A 23,236-nucleotide genomic window follows, 5' to 3' on the forward strand; every position below is an offset into this window, starting at 1 on the left:
TCCTTCGAAATTGCTCAACCGGGGGCACCATCTGGCGCCCACGGACATGCTCATTATCGTCGGCAGGCGGCCGTCATGGCCGAGTCGCCTATGCAGTCCGGCGAAGGCACGGTGACGCCGATCGCCCTTACCGATTGTTCGTTCGGCGCGGGCGCCGCATCCGGCTTTGCACTCGTCTGTGGCGCCTCGCCCGGCAGCGGTACGCGCGGGCCGATGGGCGCGGGCATGGGTGCTGCGCCTTGAGCCGGTTGTGAGGTCGAGGCCCTGCGAACAGGCGTTGCCCGCGGCCGGCTGACAATCGCGGGCGCCGGCTCATAGCCGATCGGCATAGGGCTGGCGCGTTAACCGCCCTCGTCGGGATAGATCGGCGCGCCGGTGCGTCCGAGCGCACCATCGGCAGGCGGCGGATTGCCGTAAGGGTTCCAGACCTCGCCGTCGAAGATGCCGGTGACGGTATAGCCATAGACGATGCCGAGGAGCTGGCGCTCGCTCGCTCTCGCATCGCAAAGGCGCAGGCGCAGCTGGATCATGCCGAAATTGCGCGCCTGGGTATTGGCAGCCGTGCTCGAGCGGATCTGCTGCCAGGCATAGACACAGGTGTCGCCGGCACGGCTGCGGCCGGAGGCGTAGCCGAAGGGGCCATAGGCGTTCTGCAGGAAGGTCGCCGACGTCGCCATCGGCACGCTGGGGGCCGAACGCGCCACCTCGCGGGCAATGCCGCTCTCGTTGATCATGCTGAAGCCCGCATTACCGGCGCCGGGATTGGCCCCGGAAGCGCCGAAGAACTGGACCTTCAGAAAATTCTGACCGGGCACGGAGGATGAGGTAAACAGCGAGATCGTCTGCTCGACGCCGTTTCCACGCTTGCGCTCGACAACGCTGACGATCGACGGGCCGCCCGGCGGCGGCAGGACCAGCGCCTTTTCAGGCGCCACGGTTTCCGGCCCGGAGGGCTGGCGCACACCGCCCGTCGATGTGCAGCCGGCCATCACGCCTGCTACGACCACCAACAATATCGTCTTCCGCAAGCGCATGTCTCGAGCCGCCGCAATCGTCTTCTAGAGATCCGTTCGCAAGCCGAAACGCGACGGATCGTCGAATCAACGACCGGTTGGTCGTCCGTTCAGAATAAACGTCCAACATGGTTAGCGAAAAGTAAACAAGCGAGCTCCAACATCACCATCTGGACTCTTTTCGAACGCTGTTCAGGCGGCTCAACCGTATGATGCAGAAATTAATTTAGTAACAACTTAATTTCTCTCATTGCGCCTGTCTTCCGCTGTGGCGAAAGCCCGCGGGGAACTATGCCGCATGGCCAGCGTTGCCTTGATGTCTGATAGAAAAGGAGAACATCCCATGCGCAAGATCATGCTGGCTGCGGCCGCCATGCTGACCATTAGCTCAGCCGCCTTCGCGCAGAGCACCGTCATCGTTACCGATCCCGCACCGACGGGCTCCGTCGTATTACCTGGTGAGGTGCGCACCTATGTGATGGAGCAAACCACGCCGTCCGTCGTCTATGAAGGCGATATCGCGGTCGGCGCGACGCTTCCCGATACCGTCGAAGTGCATACCGTGCCCAATATCGACGGCTACGGCTACACCGTCGTCAACGAGCGGCGCGTGATCGTCGAGCCGAAGACGCACCGCATCATCCAGGTCCTGGAATAATGCGATCTTGAACTGTGGACGTGCGGCGGCAATCCGGCTTCACGTCCGCTCATCTTCCATCCTCATCGGCACATTCAGAAGCTCACGGATCTTGTGGGCGAGCTGCTCCAGGCTGAAGGGCTTGGCGAGCAGGGAAACACCGTGATCGAGCACACCATTGTGGACGATGGCATTGCGGGTATAACCCGTCGTGTAGAGGATCCGGATCGTCGGCCATTTTTCCTGGACGACATCGGCAAGTTGGCGGCCGCTCATCTGCGGCATGACGATATCGGTGAAGATCAGGTCGACTGCCGGATTTTCTTCGAGCAGAAGGAGCGCCTCTATACCGCTTGCCGCCTGCAACACGGTGTAACCGAGTTCATGCAAGCTTTCGGCGGTCATGGTGCGGACGTGCTCATCATCCTCCACCACCAGGATCGTGTCATTGACGCTGCCCTGAGGGATAGGCTTGGCGCCGGCCGTGCCCGACCGGGCGTCCGCCGTGCCGACATGACGGGGAAGATAGATCTTCAACGTCGTGCCCCTGTCGATCTCTGAATAGATCTTGATGTGACCGCCGCTCTGCTTGATGTAGCCGTAGACCTGGCTGAGGCCGAGACCGGTGCCTTTGCCGGGTCCCTTGGTCGTATAGAAAGGGTCGAAGGCACGCTCGATCACCTCCGGCGACATGCCGGTGCCGGTGTCAGTCATGCTGATCATTACATATTGACCTGCTTCGACCTCCGAATGCATGCGCGAATATCGCTCGTCGAGTTCGGTATTGGCGGTCTCGATCGTCAGATTTCCGCCGCCCGGCATGGCATCGCGGGCATTGACGGCAAGGTTCAGGATGGCATTCTCGAGCTGGCTCAAATCGGCAAAGCTCGGCCAGAGACCGCCGGCAAGCACGGTCTCGATCCGGATCTGCTCGCCGAGCGTGCGCCGCAATAGCTCAGACATACCGCCGACCAGCTTGTTAAGGTCGATCACCTCCGGCGCGAGCGGTTGCTGGCGCGAGAAAGCGAGAAGACGCGCAGTCAGCACCGCCGCTCTCTGCGCACCGTCTTTGGCATTCTGGATGGAGTATAGCAGGCGAGGATCCTCGCTGCCGGTCAGGCGCCGCTGGGCGAGATCGAGGTTGCCGATGATGATTGCCAGCATATTGTTGAAATCATGGGCGACGCCGCCGGTCAGCTGGCCGATCGTCTCCATCTTCTGTAACTGGCGGACCTGCGCCTGAGCGGCGGCATTCTCTTCCATCTCGTGCCTGAGCTCGGCAGTGCGCTGGACCACTGTCTGTTCGAGGCGCGTGTTGAAGCTGTTGAGCTCGCTGCGAAGGCGGCTCTGCCTGCCATGGGCGATGAGGATCATCTCCATCAGGCCGACGATGATCACGGCATTGATGAGGTAGCTGGCAAGGCCGACCCATTGGCCGGCGGTGGCCGGCCAGAAAACATTGTGCGGCTCGACGAAAAACTGCTGGACAATGAAACCGGCAAACAAGGCCGCGACAAAGCCCGGCCCGGCGCCGCCTATGAAACTCGCGAGCAATATCGCCGGAAGGAAGCTCAGGAAGGGAAAGCCGGAGAGAGTATCGCTGGCGGCAAGCCTCAGAAGAAACGTCAGGCCAACGAAAGCAACGGCAAGCGGATAGGTATAACCCGGCCTGTGACGCAGCCAATCCGTGGCACTCAGCAAATCCATTCGACACCCCTTCTTCCAGCGCCGCCATGTCTTTCCAGACGGGCAAATGACGCTGTAGCGCTTTGAATTGCTGCATAATTTTATCCTTAAATCGCTCCGATTTAAGGAACTACGCAGGAGCCGATGCGGAGACGGCATTCCAGCTTTTGCACATCGAATTTCAACCGGCAATATGCTGTTTCTCGTACTGCCGGCCACAACGTCTTGACGAGCGGTGCAAGCAGTCCACATAAACCTCCATGCCTAAAGCGTGTCGCAATCTTTCAGATTCGCTCCTTGCGCTTTAGGTCTTTGTTTTTACGCATGTCGTTATCGCAAAACCGCGGCACACTTTTGCGCGACATGCTTTAGCAAGGGGGCAATGGGTGAACCGGATCATGAAAGACATATTCATCGTCGAAGACGACGCACTGATTGCCATGCTGCTCGAGGACATGCTCGCCGATCTGGGCTACCGGGTCTGCGCCAGCGCGCCCGACCTGGAGCGGGCGCTGGCAGCCGCCAGGGATACGGAGTTTGACGCGGCCATTCTCGATGTCTCGCTTGCCGGGCAGAGTTCGCTGCCGGTCGCAAAGCTGCTCGACGAACGCGGCAAACCCTATCTCTATGCGACGGGATACGGTACCGCACCTGACGGCAGCAGCCCAAGCACGCTGCCCGTGCTGCAAAAACCCTTCCAGCTCAGCGAACTCGAACAGGCGATGAAGCAACTTACCGAAGCCTGATTCCTCTTCAGCGCACCTGATCGAGCAGACGCTTGCATTCCAGGAGGTCGTAGAGCGCCTCCTGCAGCAGCGCCCTGTCTTCCTTGCCGACGCTCGACTTGCCGATCGAGACTTCCTGCTCGTCGTCGCCAGCGACGAAATTGAAGAACCGGCGGGTGATCGGCGGCTTGGCGCGGCCGACAATCTGGTCTTCGTCAGCCATGCCGACGCGCGGTTCCCCGGCACCCGTGTCCTGCACGCCCGACGCAAGCGCCTCGACGCTGGCGAGGTCGCCATGACCGACCGATATGACGAACTTGTTGCCGTTGGTCTTCAGGAGCTTCTGCACACCCTTGATCGTATAACCGTGATCATAGAGCAAATGCCGAATGCCTTTGAGGAGGTCCACGTCCTCCGGTCGATAGTAGCGACGGCCGCCGCCGCGCTTCATCGGCTTTATCTGGGGAAAACGCGTCTCCCAGAAGCGCAGCACATGCTGCGGCAGATCAAGATCGTCTGCGACTTCGCTGATGGTGCGAAAGGCATCGGGGCTCTTGTCCAACGTCATGCTGCTACGCGACCTCGCGGCTCGATCCTACGGCGACTCATCATATTTCAACGGTTTGGCGCCGACAATTCAAGTCATGTCTCGACGTTGCGCACAAGGATGGGGGAGTGCGAGAGAGAAAAAACACCGTTCCGAAACGGGAAGCCGATGATCAGGGAGCCGGATTCTGCGGCTTCAGCTTGATCTTGCGAGCGACATGCGCCTTGAGGATGCGCGTCTTCAGCACGTTCGACGCCTTGAAGGTCATGACCCGGCGGGGGGAAATCGGAACCTCCTCGCCGGTCTTCGGGTTGCGGCCGATTCGTTCGTTCTTGTCGCGCACCTGGAAGGTGGCAAAGGAGGAAAGCTTGACGGTTTCACCACGCACGATGGCGTTGCAGATCTCGTCGATGACGGTTTCGACCAGTTCGGCAGATTCGGTCCGGGAAAGCCCAACCTTTCGGAAAACGGATTCCGCCAGGTCTGCTCGCGTCACTGTTTTTCCGGTCATGGTTTCCCCGCCCATACAAAATATTTTGTGAAATCGCACGAAGAGTATTTGTCTTGCGCCTTACGGTCAAGCTCTTGTTCGCCGCCAGTTTTTTAGGATTCGTGCCTACCAGCGCAGCAGAACCGCACCCCAGGTAAAGCCGCCGCCCATCGCTTCGAGCATCACCAGGTCGCCCTTCTTGATGCGGCCGTCGCCGGCAGCGGTCGCAAGTGCGAGCGGGATGGAGGCGGCCGACGTATTGCCGTGCAGGTCGACGGTGATGACCACCTTCGCGGCATCGATGTTCAGCTTCTTCGCCGAACCGTCGATGATGCGGCGATTGGCCTGGTGCGGCACCAGCCAGTCGAGATCGTCGGCGGTGGTGCCGGTCGAATCGAAAGCCGCCTGGATGACGTCGGTGATCATGCCGACGGCATATTTGAAGACCTCGCGGCCTTCCATGCGCAGCTTGCCGACAGTGCCCGTCGTCGACGGTCCGCCATCGACATAGAGCTTTTCCTTATGCGAGCCGTCGGAACGCAGATGTGCGGTCAGCACGCCGCGATCGGCAACGGTGCCCTCGCCTTCGGTCGCTTCGAGTATGATCGCGCCGGCGCCGTCGCCGAAAAGCACGCAGGTGGTGCGGTCGTTCCAGTCGAGAATGCGCGAAAAAGTTTCGGCGCCGATAACGAGAACGCGCTTGGCAAGCCCGCCGCGGATATAGGCATCCGCCGTCGTGACCGCATAGACGAAACCGGTGCAGACAGCCTGGACGTCGAAGGCGAAGCCATGGCTCATACCGAGCCGGTTCTGGATGTTGACCGACGTGGCCGGAAACGTGTTGTCCGGCGTCGAGGTGGCACAGATGACAAGATCGATATCGGCAGGCGTCAGGCCGCCATTGGCAAGGGCTGCGCGCGCGGCGGCTTCGCCGAGCGACGCCGTCGTCTCGTCATCGCCGGCGACGTAACGCTGGCGGATGCCGGTGCGCTGGACGATCCATTCGTCTGAAGTGTCGACGATGGCCTCCATATCACGATTGGTCATCACGCGCTTCGGAAGTGCGGCTCCGAACCCGCGAACCACTGAACGGATCATCTTTGATTGAACCCCATCGCTCATGCCGCTTCCGGGCCCATCGGGGGCAGCCGCTTGGCATGATATTTCTTAAGATCGTTTTCTATTTTCTGATTGAGGCCGTTCTTGGCCATGTCATAGCCGACTTCGATGGCGGCTGCGATGCCTTCGGCATTCGCCCCGCCATGGCTCTTGATGACGATGCCGTTCAGGCCGAGAAACACGCCGCCATTGACCTTGCTCGGATCGAGCTTCTCGCGAAGCATGTCGAAGGCGCTTTTGGCGAAGAGGTAGCCGATGCGGGCGAGCAGCGTGCGCGACATGGCGGCACGCAGATATTCGCCGATCTGCTTGGCGGTGCCTTCGGCGGTCTTGAGCGCGATATTGCCGGAAAATCCTTCAGTGACGACGACGTCGACCGTGCCCTTGCCAAGGTCGTTGCCCTCGACGAAGCCGGAGTATTCGAGCGAATCGATGTTCGCCTCGCGCAACAGCCGGCCGGCCTCCTTGACCTCCTCCTGGCCCTTCATCTCCTCGACGCCGACGTTGAGAAGGCCGACCGTCGGGCGTTCGACTTCGAACAGCGCGCGCGCCATGGCGCCGCCCATCAGGGCAAAATCCATCAGCTGTTGCGCATCGGCGCCGATCGTCGCCCCGACATCGAGCACGATGCTCTCACCTTTCAGCGTCGGCCAGATCGCGGCGATCGCCGGACGCTCGATATTGGCCATGGTGCGCAGACAGAACTTCGCCATCGCCATCAGCGCGCCGGTATTGCCGGCCGAGACCGCGACATCGGCGTCACCTGTCTTCACTGCCTCGATCGAGCGCCACATGGTGGAGATGTAGCGGCCACGGCGCAGCGCCTGGCTAGGCTTCTCATCCATGGCGACGGCAAGCTCGCAGTCGTGAAAGATCGATTTTTCCTTGAGCTTCGGAAACTTGGCGAGAACCGGATCGCACTGTTCCTTGAGACCATAGAGAACGAAGGAAATATCCGGATGCCGATCCAACGCCTTGGCGGCGCCGGGGATGACAACCTGGGGACCAAAGTCGCCACCCATGAGGTCGAGAGATATTCTGATCACGCGTCCCTGATCCTTCTTTTCGCCGAGGGCGAAATTTCGGCCAAAATACCGGTTTTGGCGTCGCTTACAACTGAATTGTGTCAAATGCCAGAGGGGCTTCAGTCCTTTTTCCAGTCCTTGAGGGCTGCGAAAGCGGAGGGCTTTTTATCGTCCTCGCCGCTGTCTTCGACGTGGCCGGCGAATTCGATACCCTGCTTGCGCGGATAGGGATCGATCGCCAGAGCGGCGAATTCGGCAACCACCTCGCCGGCGTCGATCGTATCGCCGACAAAGTTTTCGGGCAGATCAGGACCGTCGGGATCGAGCAGCATCTCGCCGGCGTCGTTGCCGGCCTGGCGGGCAAGCTTGGAGCCCTCCGGCACGAAGATCTGCTCGAAGCTCTCGTCGATGGCGGATTCGACCGGTTCCAGCGTCACGACGCAGGATTGGACGATCTTCGCCCGTACGCGGCCCTTGATGCGCACGCCGTCGCGCTTCCAGCGGGCAATCTGCAGATCGGCGCTGAGATCGTCGACGGAGACGACGTTCCAGGTCTTGGCAAGCGCCTTCAATTCGCTGGCGTCGGCCTCGACATGGACCTCGACGGGGTTGGCCGAGATGTGGCCGACCTTGACTTGATAGGAGAAGGGAACATCGTCCCGATCACTCTGCATCGTTTCCTCCTTCAGATGACCGGTGGGCAGGCGACCGGCGGGAGCGTCGCCGAACCGGTGGCGATTACCTCTTCGGCAACGGCGGACAGATGCGATTCTGCAGCCATCATCCATCCGGCGAGACCGGACATATCGGCCGGCGCCGCGGTTTCGGGGTAGATATTGCGCTGAAGGGCAAGAGCGAGGGCCTCGGCATCGCCTGTGTCCATCGCCTTCGAATAGGCTTCGAGCCGGCCGTAAAACATGCCGGCAAGCTTTTTCATGCGCTTCGGCACGCTGTTGTCGCCGATGCCGAGTTCGCGGATCGAATAGTCGATATCCTGGAAGAAGGCGTCGACGATCTCCTGGGCGATTTCCTGGCCGCTGGTGGCGGAAGCACGGGTGCGGCGAAAAAACAGAATCATGGCGATCGACAGCATCTCGAAACGGCCCATGACCGTATCCGGCACATTGAGCCGCTCGTAGAGTTCCGGCATGCGCGCGGCCGCCGCCAACGCCGCATATTGCCTGTCGACGATCGCCTGATTGTTGTTTTTCTTACGGAAGAGCCCGAAGATCATTGTTTTTTCCGGAAATGCCTCATTCTTCATGCCGGCTGGCGTCTGGCCTTGTTGCATGATTTCGAAAGCTGGTTTACCGAAGCAGGCGCGAATTGCAATGCCGATCATGGCCTGTTTCGGGACGACTCCTTCGATGCGTCAGCGAAGCGAATTCGGGATATTCGACCCGGAATGGCCACAATGGTTTTGCAGGAGGAAAGCGTGCAAGGCCCCAAATGGCTGCTATCGACACTCACAGGGAGTAGATGTCGTTGAAGAAACGGTATTTCAAGTCTGACATGAAATTCTTCAGCAGTGCGGCCATTGCCCTCATAATTGCCTCCACTACCGCTCTCTCCGGTTGCCAGACCAGCACCGTGCTCAACGGCGGCTACGTCGCCGACCAGCAGTCGTTGAACCTCGTTCCGGAAGGCTCCAGCCGCGAGCAGGTGCTGCTTTCGCTCGGCACTCCGTCGACGACGGCGACCTTCGACGGCGAAGTCTTCTATTACATCTCGCAGCGGCGCACGCGTGCGGTCGCCTTCCAGAAACTGAAGGTCGTCGATCAGAGCGTTCTGGCGATCTATTTCGACAAGGACGGCGTCGTCAGCCGCCGCGCCAACTATACGCTGCAGGACGGCAAGGTGTTCGACACGATCGGACGCGTCACGCCGACCGGTGGCAAGGAACTCACCTTCCTGCAACAAATGCTTTCCGGCGGCAGCGCCGCGAGTGCTGCCCGCAGCCTGTTCGGCGGCGGCGCCGGCGGCACGCCGCAGAACCCGAGCAGCCTGCGCTGATCGGACACGCCTCACACGAAAAACCCGCCGGATCGCTCCGGCGGGTTTTTTAATGGCGCTGCTTGGGCGTGAAATGCACCAGCCAAGCCGGCGGCGTTTTTTATCCGGCGAGAACGGCGAGCAGCAGAAGTGCCACGATGTTGGTGATCTTGATCGCCGGGTTGACGGCCGGGCCGGCGGTATCCTTGTAGGGATCGCCGACGGTATCGCCGGTGACGGAGGCCTTGTGCGCGTCCGAACCCTTCATGTGACGCACGCCGTCCTTGTCGACAAAACCGTCTTCGAAGCTCTTCTTGGCATTGTCCCAGGCTCCACCGCCCGATGTCATCGAGATGGCGACGAAGAGGCCGTTGATGATGACACCGAGCAGCGATGCGCCGAGGGCGGCAAAGGCGGAGGCCTTGGAACCGGAGATGAGAAGCACGCCGAAATAGACGACGATCGGCGCCAGCACCGGCAGCAGCGACGGCACGATCATCTCGCGGATGGCGGCCTTGGTCAGTAGGTCGACCGCCCTGCCGTAATCCGGCTTTTCCGTGCCCTGCATGATGCCGGGCTTTTCCTTGAACTGACGACGCACTTCTTCGACGATCGCGCCGGCTGCACGGCCGACGGCGGTCATCGCGATGCCGCCGAAGAGGTAGGGAATGAGACCTCCGAAGATCAATCCGGCCACCACGTAAGGGTTGGAAAGATCGAAGGAAATTTCGCCGATGCCGGCAAAATAAGGGAACTTGTCGCCATTCGCCGCAAAATATTTGAGGTCGTAGGAGTAGGCCGCGAAGAGCACCAGGGCGCCGAGACCGGCAGAACCGATGGCGTAGCCCTTGGTGACGGCCTTGGTCGTATTGCCGACGGCATCGAGCGCATCGGTGGATTTACGCACCTCCGGCGGCAGATGCGACATTTCGGCGATACCGCCGGCATTGTCCGTCACAGGCCCGAACGCGTCGAGCGCGACGATCATTCCGGCGATGCCGAGCATGGCCGTAACCGCAATGCCGGTGCCGAACAGGCCGCCGAGCTGGTAGGTGGCGAGAATGCCGCCAACGATGACGATCGCCGGCAGTGCCGTCGATTCCAGCGAGACGGCCAGGCCCTGGATGACGTTGGTGCCGTGACCGGTGACCGAGGCTTGGGCGATCGAGACGACCGGGCGTTTGCCCGTGCCGGTATAATATTCAGTGATCACGACGATCAGCGCGGTGACGACGAGGCCGATGATGCCGCAGAAGAAGAGGTTCGCGCCTGATATGTCGGCGCCTCCGACGGAGCCGATCGATCCCCAGCCGATGGTGAGCGAGGTGGCAGCGCCAAGACCGACGATCGACAGCAGGCCGGTGACGATGAGGCCCTTGTAGAGCGCGCCCATGATCGAGCCGTTCGAGCCGAGCTTGACGAAGAAGGTGCCGATGATCGAGGTGATGATGCAGGCGCCGCAGATCGCCAGCGGATAGACCATCGCAGACTGGAGGATCGGCACGCCGGCAAAGAAGATCGCGGCGAGAACCATGGTGGCGACGACCGAGACCGCATAGGTCTCGAAAAGGTCGGCCGCCATGCCGGCGCAGTCGCCGACATTGTCGCCGACGTTATCGGCGATCGTTGCCGGGTTGCGCGGATCGTCTTCGGGAATGCCGGCTTCCACCTTGCCGACGAGATCGCCGCCGACATCGGCGCCCTTGGTGAAGATACCGCCGCCGAGACGGGCGAAGATCGAGATCAGCGACGCGCCGAAGCCGAGTGCCACCAGCGCATCGATGACTTCGCGCGAGCCGCTCTCATGGCCGAGCCCGATGGTCAAGACTGTATAGTAGATGGAGACGCCGAGCAGCGCCAAGCCAGCCACCAGCATGCCGGTGATCGCACCCGACTTGAAGGCGATGTCGAGGCCGGCGGAAAGGCTCACGGAAGCCGCCTGGGCGGTGCGCACATTGGCGCGGACGGAGACGTGCATGCCGATGAAACCGGCAGCACCTGATAGTACGGCGCCAATCAGGAAGCCGATCGCGGCCTCGCCGGAAAGGAGCAGCCAGGCTAAAATGAAAACAACAACGCCGACAATGGCAATAGTTCTGTACTGGCGCGTCAGATAGGCTTGCGCACCTTCGCGAATATAGCCCGCGATCTCCTGCATGCGGCTGTTGCCCTGATCGGCGGCAAGCACCGACCGGGTTGCCCAGGCGGCATAAACCACCGAGAGCAGACCGCATGCGATTACGCATAAAAGAATCGTCATTTCGCTCTTTCCTCCCATAGGCCGGAACTCACTCCTTCTCCGGCAAAAACGCCGCCGAATCGCCTTCCTCTCCACAGAAACGCCACAGCTAAGCGGTGCGGAGATTGCGTGGTCGATCACGTGGCGTCAAGACCGCAAATGGGGGAAAACTATTGCGGTGCGAAGAAAGATACGGGAGGCTGTTTGGCGGCGAATGACCTACTTCTTCGCCTCGCCGCGGACCTGCTTTGCGATGCGGTCGAGCACGGCGTTGACGAGCTTCGGCTCGTCGTCATCGAAGAAGGCCTGGGCAATCTCGACATATTCGGTGACGATGACCGCCACCGGAACGTCCTTGCGGTCGGTGATCTCGAAAACGCCGGCGCGCAGGATGGCGCGCACGGTGCTGTCGAGGCGCGACAAGGCCCAATCGTCCTGCAGGGCTGCGGCAATCAACGGATCGAGACGGACCTGATCGCGCACGACGCCCGAAACGATGGAACGGAACCAGGCGGCATCGGCCTTCAGATAGGTCGCGCCGTCGAGTTCCTGGCCAAGACGGTGCGCCTCGTATTCGGCGACGATTTCCAGAACGCCCGTGCCGCCGACATCCATCTGATACAGTGCCTGAACGGCAGCAAGGCGGGCAGCGCCCCGCTGGTTTGCAGTCTTGACCGGCCGTTCCGTCTTGTCGTCGTTCATTCGTTATGCACCCAGTTTCTGCTTCAGCTCGATCATGGTCAGAGCTGCACGAGCGGCAAATCCGCCCTTGTCCTTGTCCGAGCGGCGCGCGCGCGCCCATGCCTGTTCGTCGTTTTCGACGGTCAGGATGCCATTGCCGATGGCAAGGGACTCGCTGACCGCGAGATCCATCAAGGCGCGCGAGGATTCGTTCGACACGATATCGAAGTGATAAGTCTCGCCGCGAATGACCATGCCGAGGGCGACATAGCCGTCATAATGCGTTCCGCCATTGTCGTCTCCATCGAGCGACATGGCAATCGCCGCCGGAATTTCCAGTGCGCCGGGAACGGTGACGACCTCGAAGGTGGCGCCGGCCTCTGTCAATGCGAAGGTCGCGCCTTCGAGCAGGGCGTCGGCCATGTCGTCGTAGAAGCGGGCCTCAACGATCAAAATATGGGGAGCGGTCTCTCTCGGCATGGTTCACCTTCGGTTGGCGGGACATTTACCCACTCGGCAGCCCGCGGTCAAAACATGCCTTCGTCCGAATGGCAAGCAATTTCGCCCGATGCCGCATAGCGAAAGAGGAAATATCTGCAAGGGGATAGGGGCGGCCTGCATGCACAGCTGAGCAAGCCTCTGAAGTCAACTTTCCCGGTCGCCATGAAAGCGGCAATTCGAAGGCCGTTTTCATGAACAATTCTTAACGGATTTTCAGTGGCTTAACCTATTGAAACGCGAATGGGAGAACGCCAATTCCATGTCGTGACGCAGACGATCCCCTGCAATGACAGCCGACCGTCTAAGCAGATGAAAGGATACAAATCATGCACCGCGTTCTCGCTATCACCGTCGCTGCCGCCCTCTCCTCCATCGCCTTTGCCGGCGTCAGCCAGGCCGGAAGCCTTGGGATGAACACTGCTCAGGGTATCGAGCAGACACTCCGGACCTTCCACGGCAATGATTTTAATGTCGAGCAGGTCTACAACTGGCGCAATCGCGACGACGAGACGACCGGTCCGCGCTCGGCACCGGAACGTTCCGGCCAGGCCGTTCACGGCATCCAGGCCTCGATCGACGCCAACCGGTCGCTTGCCCACCGGCTTAACAACAAAGGCGTCGACGTCCGCAACATCGTCAACGCCGAGCAGGCAGCTGACGGAAGCTTGACCTTCTACGTCCGCTGACGCTCCAGCGCATACCCCCGAAATTCGGAATGATCTTCGGGGATATGCGTGGGTTGAAGTGATCGAGCGTCCTTATCGCGTACTATTCGACGCACGGCGCTCAAAGCATGGGCGGCGGTCTCCTCTCCGCCCATGTTGGGGATATCAGAGATAAGCATTGAATTTTCCCGGGATGACGGCTTCTCTCCTGGAAACAGGAGGACGTCATGGCAACGGAACAGAAGGCGGTGATCAATACCGCCGATCTCAAGCTCGAGCACTGGACACAGGGCGAACTCTTCGAAAGTACCGACACCTCTTTCGGCGCGCTACTTGGCCTGACCGGCCTCGGCGTCAGCTACAACGAGGTACCGCCCGGCAAATCCGGCTGCCCCTTCCACAACCACCACGTCGAAGACGAGCTGTTCTATGTAATCGCCGGTACCGGCGAATACCGCTTCGGCGACGCGCGCCATGCGATCAAGGCAGGCGACGTGCTCGGTGCGCCAGCCGGCGGACCGGAAACGGCGCACCAGATCATCAACACCGGCACGGCCACACTCGTCTATCTCGGCATCTCGACGATGGCGAAGACTGAGATCGTCGAATATCCCGATTCCGGAAAGTTCCTTGCCAAGACGAATAGAGACGATACAAAAATCGGGCGCTTCCGCCACGTCGGACGGCCGCAAGGTGATCTCGACTATTGGGACGGCGAGCCCGGCGCCTGAGAGTGCGATTTCCATAGGGACCCATCGTGACCGACATTCCGACCCTCGAAACGGCGCGGCTGACGCTTCGCCCTCACCGCCTTGACGATTTCGACGCGCATGCAGCGCTGTGGGCGGACGAGGACGTCGTGCGCTTCATCACCGGCCTACCATCGACGCGCGAGCAGAGCTGGAGCCGCATGCTGCGCATTGCCGGCATGTGGCACCATATGGGCTTCGGCTTTCTGGCGATTGTCGAAAAGGAGAGCAGCCGGTTCATCGGCGAAGCGGGCTTCCTGGAAGCCCGCCGCGAGATGGAACCCTCGATCGAGGGGACGATGGAGGCCGGCTGGGCGTTGATGCCTTCGGCGCACGGCCGCGGTTATGCCACCGAGGCGCTGACCGTCCTGATCGGTTGGGCGGAAACGCATTTCCCCGGAAAACCGATGAGCTGCATCATCAGCCCCGAGAACCAGGCCTCGCTGCGGGTCGCAGCCAAGCTCGGCTTTCGCGAGACGGCGCGCACGCAGTACAACGGCGAGATCATTCAGTTTTCGAGGTAAGGCGCCGCGCGTCCAACAGGACGGCTGTCACTTATGCGCTCGGGAATTCGGCCAACCGGGCGGCGTAACGCGCCATGGTGTCGACTTCGAAATTGACGAAATCGCCGGCCGTGCGATCGCCCCAGGTGGTGACCTCGAGCGTGTGGCGGATGAGCAGCACATCGAAATCCGTGCCGTCGACCGCATTGACCGTCAGCGAGGTGCCGTCGAGCGCGATCGAACCCTTGGGGGCTACGAATTTCGCCAGATGTTCGGGCGCACGCAGGCGGTAGCGCGTGGCGTCGCCCTCTGCCGTCACAGAGAGGATTTCCGCCTTGCCGTCGACATGACCGGAAACGATGTGGCCGCCGAGTTCATCACCGATCTTCAGCGACCGTTCGAGATTGATGCGGCTGCCTTCCTGCCAGGCACCAATCGTCGTCAGCCGCAGCGCCTCTTCCCAGGCCTCGACCTCGAACCAGCGGCCGTTGCTGCCTTCCTGCGGCAGGCCGGTGACGGTGAGGCAGATGCCGGAGTGAGAGATGGATGCGCCCATATCGATGGTCGCCGGGTCGTAACTCGTCGCAACGCGGAGCTTGATGCCCTCCTTCAGCGGCGAAACGGATTCGATCGTGCCGATATCGGTGACTATTCCGGTGAACATCAAAGCCCTCTTTCGTATTCGTCCAGGCGATCTTCGCCGAACATCCGCGTGCCCGTATGGGCAAAACCCGATGGTATGTCGGTTGCATCAAGCGGGGATTCAATACCGCGCTCGCCGATGACAACGGGCGCCTGATAAAGCTGGATGCGGTCGACGAGGCCAGCCTCGAGGAAAAGCCGCGCCGTCTTTGCACCGCCCTCGACCAGGAGCGAGGAAATACCGCGCGTCGCGAGTGCCGGCAGCAGGACTTCCGGATGATAGGGATTGCAGTGGACGACCTCGACGCCGGCGGCTTCGAGGGCTGCGCGGCGGGAGTCCATGTCAGCGGGTGAGGCACCCCCCTCTGCCCTGCCGGGCATCTCCCCCACAGGGGGGGAGATCGGATCGGGGTTAGCCCCTTGCCCTACGTCTTGCCTCAAGGCGAAACCATCACCATCGGAAACTGGGGAATTCGGATCGCCCCTCTTGCCGATCTCCCCCCTTGTGGGGGGTTCGAAGGACGGGTCGAGACCCGTGGCTCGACCCCGGTAGCCCGGCAGGGCAGAGGGGGGTAACCCCTCCGCCTCCAACAACGATGTTTCCTCACTCGCCACCACGATCACCGGCACTTCCCGCGCCGTCTCGACCAGCTTGCTGGTCAGCGGCAATGCCAGGGCGGGATCGAGCACGATGCGGATCGGCGACTGGGCTTCGAGACCAGATGTCCGTACCGTCAGCAGCGGATCATCCGCAATCGCGGTACCGATGCCGACGAGGATCGCATCGGTTTCGGCGCGCAGCGCCTGCACCTGGGCGCGGGCGAGCGGGCCGGTGATGGACACCTGCCCCTCACCTTGACGGCCGATCATGCCGTCGGCGGAAACGGCAAGCTTGAGAGTCACATAAGGCCGGTTCTTCGTCTGGCGGGTGAGATAGGCGGCAAGTGAGCGCCGGCCCTCCGCCTCCAGCACGCCGGCATCCACCTCTATGCCGGCTTCGCGCAGCATGGCGATGCCGCGGCCGGAGACACGCGGATCGGGGTCGGTGACGCTGATGACGACGCGGGCGACGCCATAGGCGATCAGCGCCTCGGCGCAAGGCGGCGTCCTGCCGTGATGCGAGCAGGGTTCGAGCGTCACATAGGCAGTGGCGCCGCGGGCGAGCGCGCCGGCTTCAGCGAGCGCCTGCGTCTCGGCATGCGGGCGGCCACCGAGCGCCGTCACGGCACGGCCGACGATGATACCCTCCCTGACGATCAGGCAGCCGACGGAAGGGTTGGTGGCGGTGCGTCCGATATGCCAGCGCGAAAGGCGGATCGCCGCCGCCATGAAACGTTCCTCATGCGGCGTGATGCTCATGGCTCACCTGTCCAGCGGGTCGCGGGCGATCTTGGCGTTGATTTCGGAAATGACCTTTTCGAAATCCTCGGCAAGCGAGAAATCCCGATAGACCGAGGCATAGCGCACGAAGCCGACATCATCGAGGCTCTTCATGGCTTCCAGCACCTGCAGGCCGATCTGTTCGGAGGAGATCTCGGTCTCGCCGGAGCTTTCAAGCCGGCGGACGATGCCGGAGACGGCGCGCTCGATACGGTCCCGCTCGACCGGGCGTTTGCGCAGCGCCACTTCGAAGGAGCGCACCAGCTTGTCGCGGTCGAAGGGCACCTTGCGGCCGGTCTTCTTGATGACCATCAGTTCGCGCAGCTGCACACGCTCGAAGGTGGTGAAGCGGCCGCCGCAATCCGGACAGATACGCCGCCGGCGGATGGACGTGTTGTCCTCCGCCGGACGCGAATCCTTCACCTGGGTATCTTCCGAACCGCAATAGGGGCAGCGCATCCCTACTCCTTATCCCATGTAGCCATACATGGGGAAGCGGTCGGTGAGGCTGACCACCTTGCCGCGCACAGCGGCTTCGACGGCGGCGTTGCCTTCATCGGAATTGGCGACCTTGAGACCGTCGAGAACCTCGACGATCAGATTGCCGATCTCGCGGAATTCCGCTTCCTTGAAGCCGCGGGTCGTGCCGGCCGGCGCGCCGAGACGCACGCCCGAGGTGACGAAGGGCTTTTCCGGATCGAAGGGAATGCCGTTCTTGTTGCAGGTGACGTAGGCGCGTCCGAGGGCTGCCTCGGCGCGCTTGCCGGTGGCATTCTTCTTGCGCAGGTCGACCAGCATCAGGTGGTTGTCGGTCCCGCCGGAGACAACGTCGAGGCCACCCGATATCAGCGTTTCGGCAAGCGCCCGGGCGTTCTTCACCACCTGGGCGGCATAATCCTTGAATTCCGGCTGCAGCGCCTCGCCGAAGGCCACAGCCTTGGCGGCGATGATGTGCATCAGCGGGCCGCCCTGCAGGCCCGGGAAGACGGCCGAATTGAACTTCTTCGCCAGATCCTCGTCATTGGTGAGGATGACGCCGCCGCGCGGGCCGCGCAGCGACTTGTGGGTCGTCGTCGTCGCGACATGGCAATGCGGGAACGGCGACGGATGAACGCCACCGGCGACAAGGCCGGCAATGTGGGCCATGTCGACCATCAGATAGGCGCCGACGCTGTCGGCGATCTCGCGGAAGCGCTTCCAGTCCCAGATACGGGAATAGGCAGTGCCGCCGGCGATGATGAGCTTCGGCTTGGTTTCCTCAGCCTTGCGGGCGACTTCATCCATGTCGAGCAGGTTGTCGCCTTCGCGCACACCGTAGGAGACGACGTTGAACCACTTGCCGGACATGTTGACCGGCGAACCATGCGTGAGGTGGCCGCCTGAATTCAGGTCAAGCCCCATGAAAGTATCGCCGGGCTGCAGCAGCGCCAGGAATACGGCCTGGTTCATCTGCGAACCGGAATTCGGCTGGACGTTGGCGAAATTGACGCCGAAAAGCTTCTTGGCGCGCTCTATCGCCAGTTCCTCGGCGATATCGACGAACTGGCAGCCGCCGTAATAACGCTTGCCGGGATAACCCTCGGCATATTTGTTAGTCATGATGGAGCCCTGGGCTTCCAGCACGGCGCGGGAGACGATGTTCTCAGAAGCGATCAGTTCGATCTCGTGCCGTTGGCGACCGAGTTCCTTTCCGATCGCGCCGAAAATGTCCGGATCGACGTCCGCAAGCGAGCGATTGAAGAAGGATTCGGTGGAAGCATTGGTCATGGGCGGGCTCCTCAACTGGAATGCGCTGAGGTATTAGCCTTCCGCCGTGGCGAGAGCAATACGAAGAACGACATTTGCTGAGCAAAGCGCGCGCTCACGCTCTTTTGCGGTCGTACGACGCCTAAGCCTGGCGACTATCTCAAGGAGCGCCCTTCCCGGCACAAAAAAACCGCGCCCGAAAGCGCGGTTCTCAAATAACAATGCAGAGGTCGCCGCTTACTGGACCGGCTGTTCCATGCCAGCCGTGGTGTCGAGCGCCAGCTCGGCATTGCCGTCCATCTGATAGATGTCGTCGCGGAACTGGACGATGCCGTCGGGCATGCCCCAGGCAGAGATATAGACGAAATAGACGGGAACTTCCGTGGCGAGCTTGATCGGCGTGTTGACGCCGGTTGCGATCACTTGCTCCATCTGCTGGCGGTTCCAGCCGGGGGTTTCGCGCAGCAGCCAGTTCGTCAGGTCGCGCACGTTCTGCACGCGGACGCAGCCGGACGATTCGAAGCGCATCAGCTTGTTGAACAAGCCCTGCTGCGGCGTGTCGTGCATATACTCGCCGTTCTTGTTGTAGAAGTTGATCTTGGTCGACGCCATGGCGTTGGTCTTGCCGGGGTCTTGGCGGAACATAAGGTTCGGCGCCTCGCCGTTCCAGTCGATAGTCTCGGGGGCGACTTCGTTGCCCTTGCCGTCGATCAGGCGGATGGCGTTCTTTTCGAGATAGGTCGGATCCTTGCGCATCAGCGGCATGATGTCCTTCTCGACGATCGAGCGCGGCGAAGTCCAGTAAGGGTTGAGGATGACCTCGTAGATCTTCGAATTGACGAGATGCGTCGGCCGGCTCAAGCGGCCGACAACCGCGGTGTGGCGCGTCGCGACACTGCCGTCTTCGACAGCCTCCACATAGGCGGCCGGGATGTTGACCATCACGTGACGGCGGCCCAGGTCTTCCGGGAAGGTCTGCAGACGGACGACATTGGTGTTCAGCTGCTGCAGGCGGACATCGGCGGGGATGTTCATCGCCTTCAGCGTGAATTCGCCGAGAACGCCATCGGCCGGCAGGCCGTGACGCGCCTGGAAGCGCTTGACGGCGCCGTCGACATAAGAATCGAAGGCGTTGGACAGGCCGGCCTCACGCGGCAGATCGCCGGTGATCGCAAGACGCTGGCGCAGCGCCTGGACGGCAGGAGAGCTGACGCCGAGTTGCAGACGCTGGTCACCGGGGTTGACCTCAGGCCAGCCGCCGGCTGCGGCGATCTGCTGATACTGCATAATTGCCTGCTGGGCGCTCGCGACCGATTGGGGCCCGAGGATCGGCGTGTTGGAAACCATGGCGGTCGCCGTGCGCGACGCCGCCTTGGCGTCGAACTGGTCGTCCCAGTTGCCGCGGCGCGGCGCATTGATCAGCGTATCGAGCGCCGATTGCGCGAATGCCGGCGCGGCCAGCGCACTGGCGCCGACCGTTGCCGCAGACGCAAGGAAGGCGCGGCGCGAGAGAGCTTCAATTCCGTTTTTCTTCGACATAGTCCCAACCACTGAATGCCGCTATAAGGAGAATCCGCGGCCTTTTGCGATATCACTGCGCTTTAACGCAGATCCCAGTCCATTCGTTGTTCCGGCGCACCGAAAAATTCCGCTTGCCCCATCACAAGATTGCGATGCGGCAGCCTGAACATCCTGATCGGTCTATTGAAAGCGCCGGTTGTTAAGCCTTCCGCTGCCACACCAATATGGCCAATTCGTGTTGCCGGGCCGGAAGACGGACTTGCCGACTGCCGGAAACAGGACGCAACGAACCATATGACGGGTAAAGCGTGCCGGTTAATAACGGCTAAAAAACGGCTTGAATACCGGGCTTTGCGCTTGCCTGCCATGCGTTGCAAAGATGCCACGCGAGGGCAAACGGCAAAACCGGACGCGCAGGGACGCATCCGGTTTTGGTCAACCCTGGAAGGAGGTCAGGGGTCTCAGAGACGATACAAAATCTGGTCGTTCCAGAAACGGTCCAGACGCTGGAGCAGTTTGTTCATCTGGGTGAACTCGTCGGTGCCGATGCCGCCGACCTTGTCGATCGAGGCGATGTGGCGTTCGTAGAGCTTGGCCACTGTTTCGGCGATGTCCTGGCCGGTTTCGGTCAGGCTGATGCGGACCGAGCGGCGGTCGATGCGCGAGCGCTGGTGGTTGATGAAGCCGAGATCGACCAGCTTCTTGACGTTGTAGGAAACGTTGGAGCCGAGATAGTAACCACGCGAGCGCAGCTCGCCGGCGGTCAGCTCGGAGTTGCCGATGTTGAAAAGGAGCAGCGCCTGGATGGCGTTGACGTCGCTGCGACCCTGGCGGTCGAATTCGTCCTTGATGACGTCGAGAAGACGACGGTGCAGACGTTCAACGAGATGAAGGGATTCCATGTAAAGATCACGGATGTCGTGGTCCTGCTGGTCACGGAAGGTCGATACCGCCTGCGGCTTGATTTTCGTGTTCATATTGACTGCCTCACTGTTTGTTTGGCGGTGTGTTTTCTTCCCGCCTTGAGTGAGACCCTATCGAATACATATAAAATTCGACTTAAACCGCAGGCTTAACGGAGCCTTACCGGTAACTCCACGTTGTCTCAGGGTAAATCAACACTTACCTGGCGGCGATGCCGGCGCTTTTCCAGCCAGAGCAGCAGGCGGAAAATCAAGTAGACCACGGCGACGATGACATGCAGCAGGATGATCAGCTGGTTGGGGCCGAAAATATCCGGCAGCAGGCCATACATGAGGATTTGCCCGCCGGCGGCCAGCACCCAGATGACCGGTCCCCAGGAGACGGTCAGCCAGAGACCGAGGGAGGCAACGGGGAAGAGCACGGCGAGGCTGGTGCTCGCCACCTTCCACGGCAAGCTCAAAAGATCGAAGCGGCCGGCGCCGACCAGCGAATAGCCGACGAGCATCGCCCAATATTGCAGGCCAAACCAGAAGCAAGATACGGCAACCAGTCTCAGGAAGAGAATGAAGAGGATATCCGCCAGTGTGCGTTTCGGTATCGTCGAGGATTCGGTTTCCATAGCGCAAACATCGGTTTGGGGTTGCATCTTCGCAAAAGCGCTGCGCGTCGGACAAGACGCGCCAAGGACGCTCTATAACATTGAGTTTGCGCATACCCCCGAAAAATCGATTCCGATTATCGGCATCATGCGCCAAAGGTTCTTCCGCCGCGGCCAATCGTCCGGTTTGGATTTTCCAGGCGCCATGATAATGAGCGCTCCGATAAATGGAATGGGCCAGGGACAGATATCATGCAGGACAGGACTCATCTCGTCGACGACATCACCGGCCATCGCCGCATGCGGCGCAACCGAAAGGCGGATTGGACACGCCGGCTGGTGCAGGAAAACCGACTGACGGTCGACGACCTCATCTGGCCGATCTTCATCGTGCCGGGTTCCGGCATCATCGATCCGATCCCGGCCATGCCCGGCGTCAACCGGATGAGCATCGACAAGGCCGTCGAAGCCGCGCGGGAAGCGGCCGGCCTTGGCATTCCCGCACTCGCCACCTTTCCGAATATCGAGATGGAGCTGCGCGACGAGACCGGCTCGAACAGCCTCGAAGCCAACAACCTGATCAATCAGGCAACAGTGGCGATCAAGAAGGCGGTGCCTAATATCGGCATCATTACCGATGTCGCGCTCGATCCCTTCACCAGCCACGGCCATGACGGCATCCTCAGAGACGGCGAGATCGTCAATGACGAGACGGTCGACCAGGTGGCGCGCGCCGCCGTGATGCAGGCAGATGCCGGCGCCGACATCATCGCGCCGTCGGAAATGATGGACGGACGCATCGGCGCGATCCGCATGGCGCTCGATGCAGCCGGCCACCAGAGCGTCGGCATCATGAGCTATGCGACGAAATTCGCCTCCGCCTTCTACGGTCCCTATCGCGAGGCGATCTCGACGGGCGGGCTGCTGAAAGGCGACAAGAAGACCTATTATATCGACCCCGCCAACGGCACCGAAGCGATCCGCGACGCGGCCCTCGACGTCGAGGAAGGCGCCGACATGCTGATGGTCAAGCCCGGCCTGCCCTATCTCGATATCTGCTGGCGGATGAAGGAGGCCTTTGGCCTGCCGACCTTCGCCTACCAAGTTTCCGGCGAATATACGCAGATCAAGGCGGCGGCGATGAATGGTTGGATCGACGGCGAACGGGCGATGCTCGAAACGCTGCTGTCGTTCAAGCGGGCGGGATGCGACGGTGTCCTCACCTATTTCGCGATCGAAGTGGCGAAAATTCTCGCGAAACGGTAATTGGGGGGCGGATTGGCGATTTCGGGGCAGATTATTGCATTTTGCCCTGCCGATACCATATCAGCGGCATCGTTTTTTCGCAGGAGATTGAGATGAGCTACAACCCCAATCCGCTTTATGCCGCACCGGAGGACTGGCGCGCCTATAGCGGCGTGTTGAGCCGCCGGGTCTTCGCGTTCATCCTCGATTACGTCATCGTGGCGCTGCTCTGGATTCCAGCCGCGGTCGTGTTGTTCTTCCTGTCGATCCTCACGCTCGGGCTCGGCTTCCTGCTCTACCCTGCCCTCTTCGTCATCGTCGCCGGCATTTACTTCGGCCTGACTGTCGGCGGGCCGAGCCAGGCCTCGCTCGGCATGCGCGCCATGGGGATTGCAATCGTGCGCGTCGATGGACGGCCGATGGATTTCATGACAGCGATCGTGCATCTGGCACTGTTCTGGATCCTCAACTCGGTGCTGACGCCGCTCATTCTGCTTGCCGGCCTGTTTATCGAACGCAGCCGTCTGGTTCACGACCTGCTGGTGGGCACGGCGACGGTGCGCACAGCCTGAGACCTTGGCTGAAAGCCTAACTGCGATCCCGGGCGG

Annotated in this window: 25 protein-coding genes and 1 pseudogene; 8 read left to right on the plus strand and 18 right to left on the minus strand. The window is 61.2% G+C overall.

What is annotated here, in order from left to right; genetic code table 11:
* Positions 1–53 precede the first annotated feature (53 nt).
* Positions 54–1,034 (minus strand): annotated as a pseudogene (bcsN, locus tag G9X68_RS00970) (cellulose biosynthesis protein BcsN).
* 322 nt (positions 1,035–1,356) lie between these two features.
* Between bcsN and G9X68_RS00975 the strand changes: the two are divergent.
* Positions 1,357–1,671: a DUF1236 domain-containing protein gene (locus G9X68_RS00975; protein ID WP_171600916.1), complete on the plus strand. Its 315-nt coding sequence runs from the start codon at positions 1,357–1,359 to the stop codon at positions 1,669–1,671.
* A gap of 39 nt (positions 1,672–1,710) precedes the next feature.
* Here G9X68_RS00975 and G9X68_RS00980 read toward each other — a convergent pair whose 3' ends face one another.
* Positions 1,711–3,357, minus strand: coding sequence for an ATP-binding protein (locus G9X68_RS00980; protein ID WP_171600917.1), 1,647 nt, complete (start codon positions 3,355–3,357; stop codon positions 1,711–1,713).
* 377 nt (positions 3,358–3,734) lie between these two features.
* On the opposite strand from G9X68_RS00980, the gene G9X68_RS00985 reads away from it, so the two are divergent.
* A complete protein-coding gene (locus G9X68_RS00985) occupies positions 3,735–4,082 on the plus strand; it encodes a response regulator (RefSeq protein ID WP_171600918.1) in 348 nt (115 codons plus the stop codon).
* Positions 4,083–4,089: 7 nt separating this feature from the next.
* Here the strand turns inward: G9X68_RS00985 and G9X68_RS00990 are convergent, their stop codons facing one another.
* The 6 genes from G9X68_RS00990 to G9X68_RS01015 form a co-directional block, all read right to left on the minus strand.
* A complete protein-coding gene (locus G9X68_RS00990; RefSeq protein ID WP_003558354.1) occupies positions 4,090–4,629 on the minus strand; it encodes a MerR family transcriptional regulator in 540 nt (179 codons plus the stop codon).
* Positions 4,630–4,780: 151 nt separating this feature from the next.
* A complete protein-coding gene (locus G9X68_RS00995) occupies positions 4,781–5,119 on the minus strand; it encodes an integration host factor subunit alpha (RefSeq protein WP_047616420.1) in 339 nt (112 codons plus the stop codon).
* 105 nt (positions 5,120–5,224) lie between these two features.
* Positions 5,225–6,196 carry a beta-ketoacyl-ACP synthase III gene (locus G9X68_RS01000; RefSeq protein ID WP_011651317.1) on the minus strand — a complete coding sequence of 324 codons (972 nt, stop codon included), beginning with the start codon at positions 6,194–6,196 and terminating at the stop codon, positions 5,225–5,227.
* 20 nt (positions 6,197–6,216) lie between these two features.
* Positions 6,217–7,263, minus strand: a complete 1,047-nt coding sequence (plsX, locus tag G9X68_RS01005; protein ID WP_130743515.1) for a phosphate acyltransferase PlsX — start codon at positions 7,261–7,263, stop codon at positions 6,217–6,219.
* Positions 7,264–7,361: 98 nt separating this feature from the next.
* Positions 7,362–7,916: a YceD family protein gene (locus tag G9X68_RS01010; protein WP_171600919.1), complete on the minus strand. Its 555-nt coding sequence runs from the start codon at positions 7,914–7,916 to the stop codon at positions 7,362–7,364.
* Between the two features lie 11 nt (positions 7,917–7,927).
* On the minus strand, positions 7,928–8,584 hold the full coding sequence (locus G9X68_RS01015; RefSeq protein WP_171600920.1) for a ubiquinol-cytochrome C chaperone family protein: 657 nt from the start codon (positions 8,582–8,584) through the stop codon (positions 7,928–7,930).
* 137 nt (positions 8,585–8,721) lie between these two features.
* On the opposite strand from G9X68_RS01015, the gene G9X68_RS01020 reads away from it, so the two are divergent.
* Positions 8,722–9,255, plus strand: a complete 534-nt coding sequence (locus tag G9X68_RS01020) for an outer membrane protein assembly factor BamE (RefSeq protein WP_171600921.1) — start codon at positions 8,722–8,724, stop codon at positions 9,253–9,255.
* 100 nt (positions 9,256–9,355) lie between these two features.
* On the opposite strand, the gene G9X68_RS01025 is transcribed toward G9X68_RS01020, so the two are convergent.
* The 3 genes from G9X68_RS01025 to ribH form a co-directional block, all read right to left on the minus strand.
* The gene (locus tag G9X68_RS01025; RefSeq protein WP_171600922.1) at positions 9,356–11,494 is read right to left on the minus strand and encodes a sodium-translocating pyrophosphatase; all 2,139 of its coding nucleotides are present in this window, start codon (positions 11,492–11,494) and stop codon (positions 9,356–9,358) included.
* A gap of 198 nt (positions 11,495–11,692) precedes the next feature.
* Entirely contained in the window at positions 11,693–12,175 is a 483-nt protein-coding gene (gene nusB, locus G9X68_RS01030) for a transcription antitermination factor NusB (protein WP_018241520.1), read from the minus strand.
* A 3-nt stretch (positions 12,176–12,178) separates the two neighbouring features.
* The gene (gene ribH, locus G9X68_RS01035; RefSeq protein ID WP_003558337.1) at positions 12,179–12,634 is read right to left on the minus strand and encodes a 6,7-dimethyl-8-ribityllumazine synthase; all 456 of its coding nucleotides are present in this window, start codon (positions 12,632–12,634) and stop codon (positions 12,179–12,181) included.
* A 347-nt stretch (positions 12,635–12,981) separates the two neighbouring features.
* Between ribH and G9X68_RS01040 the strand changes: the two genes are divergently transcribed.
* From G9X68_RS01040 to G9X68_RS01050, 3 genes are all read left to right on the plus strand, one after another.
* Entirely contained in the window at positions 12,982–13,341 is a 360-nt protein-coding gene (locus G9X68_RS01040) for a hypothetical protein (RefSeq protein WP_171600923.1), read from the plus strand.
* Between the two features lie 206 nt (positions 13,342–13,547).
* Positions 13,548–14,051 carry a cupin domain-containing protein gene (locus G9X68_RS01045; protein WP_171600924.1) on the plus strand — a complete coding sequence of 168 codons (504 nt, stop codon included), beginning with the start codon at positions 13,548–13,550 and terminating at the stop codon, positions 14,049–14,051.
* Between the two features lie 26 nt (positions 14,052–14,077).
* A complete protein-coding gene (locus G9X68_RS01050; protein ID WP_171600925.1) occupies positions 14,078–14,593 on the plus strand; it encodes a GNAT family N-acetyltransferase in 516 nt (171 codons plus the stop codon).
* 31 nt (positions 14,594–14,624) lie between these two features.
* On the opposite strand, the gene G9X68_RS01055 is transcribed toward G9X68_RS01050, so the two are convergent.
* From G9X68_RS01055 to G9X68_RS01085, 7 genes are all read right to left on the minus strand, one after another.
* Complete coding sequence (locus G9X68_RS01055) at positions 14,625–15,236, minus strand: riboflavin synthase (protein ID WP_171600926.1); 612 nt, start codon at positions 15,234–15,236, stop codon at positions 14,625–14,627.
* A complete protein-coding gene (gene ribD, locus G9X68_RS01060) occupies positions 15,236–16,573 on the minus strand; it encodes a bifunctional diaminohydroxyphosphoribosylaminopyrimidine deaminase/5-amino-6-(5-phosphoribosylamino)uracil reductase RibD (protein WP_171600927.1) in 1,338 nt (445 codons plus the stop codon). The genes G9X68_RS01055 and ribD overlap by 1 nt, the downstream gene beginning before the upstream one ends.
* A gap of 3 nt (positions 16,574–16,576) precedes the next feature.
* Positions 16,577–17,053, minus strand: coding sequence for a transcriptional regulator NrdR (gene nrdR / locus G9X68_RS01065; protein ID WP_003547190.1), 477 nt, complete (start codon positions 17,051–17,053; stop codon positions 16,577–16,579).
* 9 nt (positions 17,054–17,062) lie between these two features.
* Entirely contained in the window at positions 17,063–18,361 is a 1,299-nt protein-coding gene (gene glyA, locus G9X68_RS01070; protein ID WP_171600928.1) for a serine hydroxymethyltransferase, read from the minus strand.
* 216 nt (positions 18,362–18,577) lie between these two features.
* On the minus strand, positions 18,578–19,879 hold the full coding sequence (locus tag G9X68_RS01075) for a L,D-transpeptidase family protein (protein WP_168309846.1): 1,302 nt from the start codon (positions 19,877–19,879) through the stop codon (positions 18,578–18,580).
* Positions 19,880–20,322: 443 nt separating this feature from the next.
* Entirely contained in the window at positions 20,323–20,838 is a 516-nt protein-coding gene (gene ldtR / locus G9X68_RS01080) for a transcriptional regulator LdtR (RefSeq protein WP_003547156.1), read from the minus strand.
* Positions 20,839–20,966: 128 nt separating this feature from the next.
* A complete protein-coding gene (locus tag G9X68_RS01085) occupies positions 20,967–21,404 on the minus strand; it encodes a DUF6163 family protein (RefSeq protein WP_130694244.1) in 438 nt (145 codons plus the stop codon).
* A 231-nt stretch (positions 21,405–21,635) separates the two neighbouring features.
* On the opposite strand from G9X68_RS01085, the gene hemB reads away from it, so the two are divergent.
* A complete protein-coding gene (gene hemB / locus G9X68_RS01090) occupies positions 21,636–22,649 on the plus strand; it encodes a porphobilinogen synthase (protein WP_171600929.1) in 1,014 nt (337 codons plus the stop codon).
* A gap of 92 nt (positions 22,650–22,741) precedes the next feature.
* Entirely contained in the window at positions 22,742–23,200 is a 459-nt protein-coding gene (locus G9X68_RS01095; protein ID WP_171600930.1) for an RDD family protein, read from the plus strand.
* Positions 23,201–23,236 lie beyond the last annotated feature (36 nt).

Origin of the sequence: Rhizobium changzhiense, from assembly GCF_013087625.1 — a bacterium.
Taxonomy (GTDB): Bacteria; Pseudomonadota; Alphaproteobacteria; order Rhizobiales; family Rhizobiaceae; genus Rhizobium; species Rhizobium sophorae.